At 64.5% G+C, this 8,090-nt stretch carries 12 protein-coding genes; 11 read left to right on the forward strand and 1 reads right to left on the reverse strand.

The annotated features are described in order from the left end of the window. Positions 1-10 precede the first annotated feature (10 nt). From HNW77_RS11325 to HNW77_RS11375, 11 genes are all read left to right on the forward strand, one after another. Positions 11-361 carry a RidA family protein gene (locus tag HNW77_RS11325; protein ID WP_172157736.1) on the forward strand — a complete coding sequence of 117 codons (351 nt, stop codon included), beginning with the start codon at positions 11-13 and terminating at the stop codon, positions 359-361. Positions 362-570: 209 nt separating this feature from the next. Continuing rightward, positions 571-1,578, forward strand: a complete 1,008-nt coding sequence (locus HNW77_RS11330; protein ID WP_275942149.1) for an SDR family oxidoreductase — start codon at positions 571-573, stop codon at positions 1,576-1,578. 342 nt (positions 1,579-1,920) lie between these two features. Next, complete coding sequence (locus HNW77_RS11335; protein ID WP_172157738.1) at positions 1,921-2,058, forward strand: hypothetical protein; 138 nt, start codon at positions 1,921-1,923, stop codon at positions 2,056-2,058. Between the two features lie 167 nt (positions 2,059-2,225). Next, positions 2,226-2,663: a CHRD domain-containing protein gene (locus tag HNW77_RS11340; protein WP_172157740.1), complete on the forward strand. Its 438-nt coding sequence runs from the start codon at positions 2,226-2,228 to the stop codon at positions 2,661-2,663. 144 nt (positions 2,664-2,807) lie between these two features. Further along, complete coding sequence (locus HNW77_RS11345; RefSeq protein WP_408886821.1) at positions 2,808-3,347, forward strand: hypothetical protein; 540 nt, start codon at positions 2,808-2,810, stop codon at positions 3,345-3,347. Between the two features lie 61 nt (positions 3,348-3,408). After that, on the forward strand, positions 3,409-4,278 hold the full coding sequence (locus HNW77_RS11350) for an aldose 1-epimerase family protein (RefSeq protein WP_172157742.1): 870 nt from the start codon (positions 3,409-3,411) through the stop codon (positions 4,276-4,278). 186 nt (positions 4,279-4,464) lie between these two features. After that, a complete protein-coding gene (locus HNW77_RS11355) occupies positions 4,465-4,692 on the forward strand; it encodes a hypothetical protein (protein ID WP_172157744.1) in 228 nt (75 codons plus the stop codon). 140 nt (positions 4,693-4,832) lie between these two features. Continuing rightward, on the forward strand, positions 4,833-5,447 hold the full coding sequence (locus HNW77_RS11360) for a hypothetical protein (RefSeq protein ID WP_241694426.1): 615 nt from the start codon (positions 4,833-4,835) through the stop codon (positions 5,445-5,447). A gap of 13 nt (positions 5,448-5,460) precedes the next feature. Continuing rightward, positions 5,461-6,105: a 5,6-dimethylbenzimidazole synthase gene (gene bluB / locus HNW77_RS11365; RefSeq protein WP_172157746.1), complete on the forward strand. Its 645-nt coding sequence runs from the start codon at positions 5,461-5,463 to the stop codon at positions 6,103-6,105. Between the two features lie 21 nt (positions 6,106-6,126). Further along, on the forward strand, positions 6,127-6,624 hold the full coding sequence (locus tag HNW77_RS11370; RefSeq protein ID WP_172157748.1) for a hypothetical protein: 498 nt from the start codon (positions 6,127-6,129) through the stop codon (positions 6,622-6,624). 375 nt (positions 6,625-6,999) lie between these two features. After that, positions 7,000-7,587 carry a DedA family protein gene (locus tag HNW77_RS11375; RefSeq protein WP_172157750.1) on the forward strand — a complete coding sequence of 196 codons (588 nt, stop codon included), beginning with the start codon at positions 7,000-7,002 and terminating at the stop codon, positions 7,585-7,587. 9 nt (positions 7,588-7,596) lie between these two features. Here the strand turns inward: HNW77_RS11375 and HNW77_RS11380 are convergent, their stop codons facing one another. Next, complete coding sequence (locus tag HNW77_RS11380) at positions 7,597-8,016, reverse strand: Rrf2 family transcriptional regulator (RefSeq protein WP_172157752.1); 420 nt, start codon at positions 8,014-8,016, stop codon at positions 7,597-7,599. Positions 8,017-8,090: the final 74 nt, after the last annotated feature.

Consider the following 8,090-nt stretch of genomic DNA (forward strand, 5'->3'; position numbering starts at 1 on the left):
GACCGGTTTCATGACCATCAAACGCCTTCAGCCAGAAGAACGCCTCGCCGGGGCGGTCGTGCATGGCGGGCTTGTCCATCTGGCCGGACAGGTTGCTGATGATGCCGACCTCGATGCCGAGGGCCAGACCGCCGACATCCTGCGCCAGATCGATGCCATCCTTGCCGAGGCAGGCACCAGCAAGGCCAACCTGCTTTCGGTCCAGATTTTTCTGAGCGACATGAACGACATGGCCGCCATGAACCGCGCATGGGATGCCTGGCTCGACCCCGCCAGCAAGCCCGCCCGCGCCACGGTCGAGGCCCGTCTGGCCAACCCGAAATGGAAGGTCGAGATCACGGGCATCGCAGCCCTGGCCTGAAAAAGATAAAAGTTTTTGGGTGCCGCCTTTTTTCAAAAAGGCGGCGGCTTTCTACACGCAACATATTGACCGGACAGGATTGCCACGAAGCCTTTCCGGCACCGGACGGTCACAAAACCCGCCCGGCATGCAACCGCGCGGCAGGCGCATTGTTTGATCTGTAAACGCGGGGTCACCCGCGCCCCTGTTACAGATACGGAGCCTGCGCCATGCCAGATGACAGCCATACTGCTTCCTCCCGCCGCACCGTGCTGGCTGCGGCGGCGGGGCTTGTAACGGCAACGGCGGCCTCTGCCTCGGGCCGGGCGCAGGCCGCCGAAATGGCCGCCCCCCGCCCGCCACTGGTCGACCCTGAAAACGCCTATCCCCGCCCGCCTTTTCCCGCGCAGTCACAGCCCTGGCCCGGCCTTGCGGGCAAGATGAACCCCCGCCCCGACCATGGCGAGACGAGCTACCGGGGCTCGGGCCGGCTGGCCGGGCGCAAGGCGCTGATTACCGGGGGGGATTCCGGCCTGGGACGGGCCGCCGCCATTGCCTATGCCCGCGAGGGGGCGGATGTGGCCATAGCCTACCTGCCGCAGGAGGAACCCGATGCGCGCGAGGTCGTGGCCCTCATCCGCGAGGCGGGGCGCAAGGCGGTCGCCCTGCCCGGTGACCTGCGTGACAGCCAGTACTGCGCCCAGCTTGTCCAGCGCGCGCATGATGAACTCGGCGGGCTGGACATACTGGTCAGCAACGCGGGCCGCCAGCGCCATCAGGCCAGTATCCTTGATATTAGCGACGAACAGTTCGACGAGACCTTCCGCACCAATATCCATGCCCTGTTCTACCTGAGCAGGGCGGCCATTCCGCTCATGCCGCGGGGGGCTGCGATCATTGCCACGGCCTCGGTCAATGCGTTCAGCCCGTCGGAGATCCTGCTGGATTATTCCGCGACCAAGGGCGCCATTGTCGCCTTCGTCAAGTCGCTGGCCAAGCAGATGGTGCACAGGGGCATTCGCGTCAACGCTGTCGCCCCCGGCCCGTTCTGGACCGCGCTGCAGGTCAGTGGCGGGCAGACGGAAGAGAACATCCACAATTTCGGTGGCGAGACCCCGATGGGCCGCGCAGGCCAACCGGCGGAAATCGCGCCGATCTACGTGCTGCTGGCTTCATCTGAGGCCAGCTACATTACCGGGCAGGTCTATGCGGCCTCGGGCGGCACGGGGGTGGGCTGAAACCTTGCGCTACGGCGCGCACGGTGGCACAGCACAGGCATGCGCATGATCATTCCTGCCCTGCTGATGCTGCTTGGTGTCGCAGCGTGTTATTTCGCCATTGGCATGATTACCGATGCCGGGCGTTTCATATCGGATTCCCATCCGTGGTGACGCGCTCCTTCATGAAAGAGCGTTTTAAAACAACGTCTTGATAAAATTTTTTGGTGAAGCTTCTTTCAAGAAGCTTCGAAGGATGCCGTCTTTTTGCAAAAAGGTGGCACCCCAAGACTTTCATCATTTCAAGGCATTATCGGGTCTGTCTTTTCAAGCAGTCTCTTGACGGTAAAGGGGGATGACAGGATGACCGATCAGCACCTTGCCGCGCCGGGCCTTGCGGGGCTGTTATGGCCCCGTCGCAGCCTGTGCTACCGGCGCCTTGCCGGGTGGCTCATTCCCGACATGCGGTGGATGGAGCGCCCCGGCCCGCTGGATATCTGAAAGGCGCGTCACGGCACTTTTTTTAAGGGCCTGGCAACCTCATGGCCCTACAGGGATTTGTGTTGCGCGGCCTCGGGGTTCATGCATGTGATACGCATTCACGTTACGACGATCATATAAAAACCTGAACAGGACATGCGGGCCATGATCCGCACTGGAGAAGAGAGATGATCCGTTTTTCCGCCCTGCCGGCCCTTGTCGTGGCCAGTGTTGCCCTTGCCTCGCCCGCGCTGGCGTCGGTCGTGCGCCTTGAAGGGCATTTTGCAGGCGAACATGGCGCGACATCCCACCCCGAGGGCAAGGTCGAGGCCGCGCTGAACACGCGCACCAATCTGGTCAAGTATGTCATTACATGGAGCGGGCTGAGCGGCCCGGTCACGGCGGCGCATTTCCACGGCCCCGCCCCGGCAGGCGAGGAAGCGGGCGTGCTCGTGCCCATTCCCAGCCCCTACAAGTCCGGCCAGCACGGTGCGGTGCTGCTCTCGGCCGAGCAGGCGCAGGCGCTGCAGAACGGGCAGGTTTACGTCAACCTGCACACGGCGGCCCTGCCCAATGGCGAGGCCCGCGCCCAGATCGAGCGCCTGACCCCGCCCGCCAGGCCGTAAAGCGGGCGCGGCTGCCATAAAGTCCATGATAGGGTTTGCATGGCTGCTATTTGTGCGGCACTGTTGGCGTTACGGCATGGAAGCCATGCCAATCCTTCATGGACCCGGGCGACACCATCTCGCCAGAAGTCAGGGAGTTTGCTTTTGCGCCTAGCATGTGTGGCCGCGACCGCGGCTGTTATATCCCTGTCCGGTTTTGGCCCGCTATGCGCCCATGCCCGCGCGGCGGATGCGCTTGGTGACCATACGGGAACGATCACCTTCACCATTTCAGCGGCGGATGTCGGGGCAGGCGTGTCATGGGGCAAGGGCGTGCTGAGCTTCGAGGGGCATGACTATCCCTTCCGCATCCGTGGTGGCTCGGGGGCTGCCATCGGTTTCTCGCGCACCAGGGCGGTCGGCACCGTCTATAACCTGTATCGCGTGTCCGATATCGAGGGCACGTACTGGTCCGTTCAGGGTGAGGCCACGGTGGGGGCGGGCAAGGGCGGCGCCGTCATGGAAAACAATAACGGCATCTACATCAAGTTCACCTCCACGAGCAGCGGCGCGCGGCTTGCCTTCTCGGTCGAGCGGCTGACCATTCGGCTCACCCCCGGCGCCACGTCCACCGCCCAGCCCCCTGCCGCGGCACCCGCGGTCCCTGCCACGCCCCCGGCCAGCAGCCCTGCATCACACCAATAGGCAGGGGACCGCCTGATCGTGCATGGTAGGCTCCATCATGAAATCTGATGGAGCCACCAGCATGACAGACAGTACCCATAGCTTTGGCGATGGCCGCCTTGCCGCCAGCGTGCACGCGAAGGGGGCCGAACTGTGCGCCCTGCGCGCGGGCGGGCGCGACCTGCTGTGGGGCGGTGGCGCGCCGTGGCAGCGGCAGTCGCCGGTGCTCTTCCCCATCGTGGGGCGGCTGGTTGATGATACCGCCTGGGTGGCGGGCAAGCCCTACCGCATGACCCAGCATGGCTTTGCGCGCGACTGCACCTTCCGCTGGCTTGAGCGCGACGAGACCGGCTGCCGCCTCGAACTCGTCGATACGGACGAGACGCGCGCGATGTTCCCCTTCGCCTTCAGCCTCGTGATCGAATACCGGATCGAGCACGGCACCCTGTCGGTGCGCTACTGCGTGACCAACCCCGACAGCACGCGCGTGCTGCCCGCCTCGCTTGGCGCGCACCCTGCCTTCATCTGGCCGCTTGCCCCCGATGTGCCCAAGAACCGGCATGTCATTACCTTTGATGCACCCGAGCCCGCCCCCATCCGCCGCCTCGAAGGCGGGCTGCTGCTGCCCGAGGCCCAGCCCACCCCCATAAAGGGCCGCACGCTGGCCCTTGACGAGGCCCTGTTCGCGCCCGATGCGCTGATCCTTGACCAGTTGGCAAGCCACGGCCTGACCTACCGCATCCCCGATGGGCCGGGCCTGCGGCTGACATGGCAGGGCTTTCCCTACCTGGGCCTGTGGATGAAGCCGGGCGGTGATTTCCTGTGCATCGAACCCTGGCATGGCATTGCTAGCCCCGTGGGTTTCAGTGGTGAATTTTCCACCCGTCCGGGCGTGTTTCACCTTCAGCCGGGGCAGGAATGGCAGGCGGGCTGGCAGGTCGGCTGCATCTGAGCGCGGCAGGGTCCGGCGGGTGTATTTTCCGCGCAACACCCGCCGGAATAAGCCTTGCGAAAACAGCATGGATCGGCCCGTAAATCTGCGAAAATATCGGATGTGCAAGGCGTTGGTTGCAGCGTAGTAGAGCAACAGGAGCAGCATGCGGCAGTATCGCCCGCTAGGCTCACGGGAAACGCCTCGATGCGTAGTTTTTCTCCTGTCCCCGCCGTGGGATTTTCCCCGTCTTCCCCCTCCCTCCCGATCCGTTCCTTCCGCCAGCGCGTGAGTGCGTGGGTGGGTGCGGCCTATCGCAGGCAGGGGATGATGCTGCTCTCTACACTGCCCAGCGTGGCCGTGCCCTCGGGCTGCCATAGCGGCATGGAGGGCAGCCCCTCGCTGCTCGCGCTGCGCGGCTGGGACCGCAGCTGAAAGCTGCTGCCAGCGGGCAGGCCAGTTCTGTGATAGTGTATATGGCGGCGCATTCCGGTGCGCCGCCATATTCATGACTGCCGCATGGTGCGGGCGAACAGGAAGGGCACAGGGCAATGCACAGGCGCATGTTGAACTGCATGGGGGGAATCGGTCTTGCCATGCTGGCGCATGGCGGCCCTGCTGCGGCGGCGACGACCGCCTTCAACAAAATGCCGGATTACGAGAAATTCGGCATCACGGTGTCCTCCGCCTACCATGTGCGGCGCTGCGAGGTGACGGTGCGCGTCAACCCCGCCCGTTTTGCCCAGAGTGCGACCGCGCTGGAAAACGAGGGCATTCTCGATAACGCCACCACCGATCTCATCAACAAACGGCCTGAATATTATATTGGCCAGGCCATGCACGAGATCGTGCCGACCATCATCTACCATACCTTCCTGCGCTATACCGATGCGGCGACGTGCCGGTTCATGTTCCGCAACCGGGCGGGGCAGGATGATGCGCTGTACGGCTATGCCGCATCCGAGCCGACCTTCCTCAGCTTTGTCGTGCGCAGCCATACCATGACGCAGGTGGACTGGTACAAGGCCAGTTTTGACGAGATCAGGGAAGTCTCGGCCCAGTTCAGCGAAGATCCCGCCTACGCCACGCCCGTAACGCAGGAGGAAGGCATTCCCCCGCCCCAGCCCACCGCCGCGGGTCTGCCCGATGCGGGCGATGAGGGGCTGGGGGTGACAGACGGGCTGCGATGAACCACAAACAGGCATGACCACCACCGCGCCGGAATTTTCATCGCCCTTCATGGACCAGTTGCGCGACCTGCTGCGCTGGCGGCGTGATGTGCGCCATTTCCGCCCCGACCCCGTGCCCGAGGCGGTGCTTGATGAACTGCTGCGCACGGCCTGCCTTGCGCCCTCGGTCGGGCTGAGCGAGCCGTGGCGCTTCGTGCGCGTGGATGATCCGGCCCGGCGGGCAGCGGTGCGGGCCGATTTCACCCGTTGCAACGCGGCGGCCCTGGCCGATCGTGACGGACCCGATGCCCTGCGCTACGCAAGGCTGAAACTGGCCGGGCTGGATGATGCGCCCCACCATGTGGCCGTGTTCTCGCACCCCGATCCCGCGCAGGGGCGCGGGCTGGGGCGGGCGACCATGCCGCAGACCACCACCTGGTCCACCGTCATGGCCATCCATACCTTCTGGCTGGCGGCGACGGCGGCAGGCGTGGGGGTGGGCTGGGTCTCGATCATCGATCCCGACCGGATTGCCGCCGTGCTGGAGATGGACCCCGCACTCGAACTCGTGGCCTATCTGTGCGTGGGCTACCCTGCGGCCCCTGCCAGCACCCCCGAACTGGAGCGGCGCGGCTGGGAACGCCGCGCGCCCGAGCGGCGGCAGTGGGTCCGGCGCTAGGCCGCGGGCAGGTGGTTACCCATGCGCGCCAATGAGCGGATGCTGCGCGCGCTGGCCCGCGTGCCTGCCCGCGCGGTCCTGCGCGTGGCGCGTCGTTTCGCCCCGGTGCTCGATGCGGGCCTTGTGGATGAAGGGGGATGCACATACCTGGCCTATTGCCGCGCCCGCGTGGCATGGCCCGCGGGTCTTGATGAGACGGGGCGGGAATGCTGGGTCAATTCCCTGCATGTGGAAGACTGGTACCGCACCCATGTGCTGCTGGCCGCCCTCGCGTTTTCCGATGCGGTTCTTGCGTTATGGGAAAAGCGGCAGGGCAGGCCAGAGGGCCTTGTGTGCCTGATCTCGCAAAGCCGGGTGGCGGCCAGCAGGCGGCAGGCCGTTGTGTGGAAGATGCATCGCCAGCGCCCCGGCCATGACTGGCTGGCCCCTGATCTGTCCGGTTATGACGATGCGGTGCTGGAACTGGCATCACGCGATGATATCGCCCTTGTAAAGGCGCGGCTCTGCCAGCGTGCATGAGGGGCAGGCGCGCGGGCATGCGGTCCGGCCCTCGGTGTGCGTGTATTCGTATGTTCGTGGCGCCGTTACAGGGGGCTGGCAGGCAGCGGGGGCCGGTACTGACGGCCGCTTTCACGAATGGTTGAAAAAACGGGTGGCAGATATTCGTTAAATCCGGTTTTGCCGGGCGTCTGTTTCACCCATTGTACGGGCCGGATTTCAGGCCGGGGCGCGTGCGCCTGCCTGCTTCGTATCGCGTATCTGGTCCGGGCGTGCCCTGTCTATGTTCCGCCAAGAAATCATGATGACCTGCCCGGCACGGAGGACTGAACGCTGCTGCATCATTTTGAATACCTGTTCCAGCATTATGGCTATGGGGTCATTACCATCATTGTCATGATGGAAAGCATGGGCCTGCCGCTGCCTGCCGAGACGCTGATCATTTCCGCCTCCGTCTATTGCGCCGCCACCCATCGGCTCGATATCCGCTGGGTGGCGCTGGCCGCCGTGATGGGTGCCGTCATTGGCGATAACATCGGGTACATGATCGGGCGCCGCGTGGGTCTGCCGCTGTTGCAGAAATATGGCAGCCGCATCAAGCTGACGCCGCAGCGGCTGCTGCTCGGGCGCTTCCTGTTCCGCCATCATGGCAGTGGCATCGTGTTTTTCGGGCGTTTCGTGGCGCTGCTGCGTGTTTTCGTGGCGCTGCTTGCCGGGGCCAATCACATGCCGTGGCCGCGCTTCATGATCTTTAACGCGCTGGGCGGGCTGTGCTGGGCAGGGGGATATGCCACGGGGGCGTATTACCTGGGGCGCAAGGTCACGCAGGTATCAGGCCCGGCAAGTATCGGGCTTGGCATTGCGGTGGCAGTGGGGTTGGTGGCGAGTGCAGTGTTCCTGCGGCGCAATGAACAGCGCCTGACCGCGCAGGCCCTGCGTGAGGCCGAGGCGGAAAATGCGGCGGAAGGAACGCGGGCCGCCTGAGTGCCGGTGTCAGGCGCTTTTGGCGAGCGGCTGCTGCGTCTGTTGCTCCTGGGCCGGGCCAGGCAGGCGGGTGAGCAGGTGCGCGCGTTCATGATCTGGCAGCAGGTCGGCCAGCGTTGTTGAATCGAGCACGTTCATGAAGGCGTCGAGCGCGGTCGAGAGCACGCCGCGCAGCTTGCACATGTCCGACAGGATGCAGCAGTTGCCATCAGGCTGGGCGGGTTCGCAATGGACCAGTTGCAGGTCATCCTCGGTCTGGCGCACGACATCGCCGATGCGGATATCCTCAGGCGCATGACCAAGGACGAGGCCGCCACCCCGACCGCGCCGCGCATCAACCAGCCCGAGGCGCGACAGGCGGTGAATGACCTTGACAAGGTGGAGGGTTCTAAAAACCTCTTGGTATTGAGGCCTACGCTGTGATTCCATTTTTCTGGTTCTGGTTGGAGGAATGGCGCTATGAAACAGGCGGGATTTTTTGACGTTGAAGAGCGACTTGCTCG

The organism is Komagataeibacter melomenusus (assembly GCF_013155395.1).
In the GTDB taxonomy this organism is placed as follows: domain Bacteria; phylum Pseudomonadota; class Alphaproteobacteria; order Acetobacterales; family Acetobacteraceae; genus Komagataeibacter; species Komagataeibacter melomenusus.

Excerpts from the sequence above, each read along its gene's own strand:
- HNW77_RS11375 (WP_172157750.1), top strand. The coding sequence starts at position 7,000 with ATGATGGAAAGCATGGGCCTGCCGCTGCCTGCCGAGACGCTGATCATT.
- bluB (WP_172157746.1), top strand. The coding sequence starts at position 5,461 with ATGACCACCACCGCGCCGGAATTTTCATCGCCCTTCATGGACCAGTTG.
- HNW77_RS11355 (WP_172157744.1), top strand. The coding sequence starts at position 4,465 with ATGCGTAGTTTTTCTCCTGTCCCCGCCGTGGGATTTTCCCCGTCTTCC.
- HNW77_RS11340 (WP_172157740.1), top strand. The coding sequence starts at position 2,226 with ATGATCCGTTTTTCCGCCCTGCCGGCCCTTGTCGTGGCCAGTGTTGCC.
- HNW77_RS11370 (WP_172157748.1), top strand. The coding sequence starts at position 6,127 with ATGCGCGCCAATGAGCGGATGCTGCGCGCGCTGGCCCGCGTGCCTGCC.
- HNW77_RS11360 (WP_241694426.1), top strand. The coding sequence starts at position 4,833 with ATGGGGGGAATCGGTCTTGCCATGCTGGCGCATGGCGGCCCTGCTGCG.
- HNW77_RS11325 (WP_172157736.1), top strand. The coding sequence starts at position 11 with ATGACCATCAAACGCCTTCAGCCAGAAGAACGCCTCGCCGGGGCGGTC.
- HNW77_RS11380 (WP_172157752.1), bottom strand. The coding sequence starts at position 8,016 with ATGGAATCACAGCGTAGGCCTCAATACCAAGAGGTTTTTAGAACCCTC.
- HNW77_RS11335 (WP_172157738.1), top strand. The coding sequence starts at position 1,921 with ATGACCGATCAGCACCTTGCCGCGCCGGGCCTTGCGGGGCTGTTATGG.
- HNW77_RS11330 (WP_275942149.1), top strand. The coding sequence starts at position 571 with ATGCCAGATGACAGCCATACTGCTTCCTCCCGCCGCACCGTGCTGGCT.
- HNW77_RS11350 (WP_172157742.1), top strand. The coding sequence starts at position 3,409 with ATGACAGACAGTACCCATAGCTTTGGCGATGGCCGCCTTGCCGCCAGC.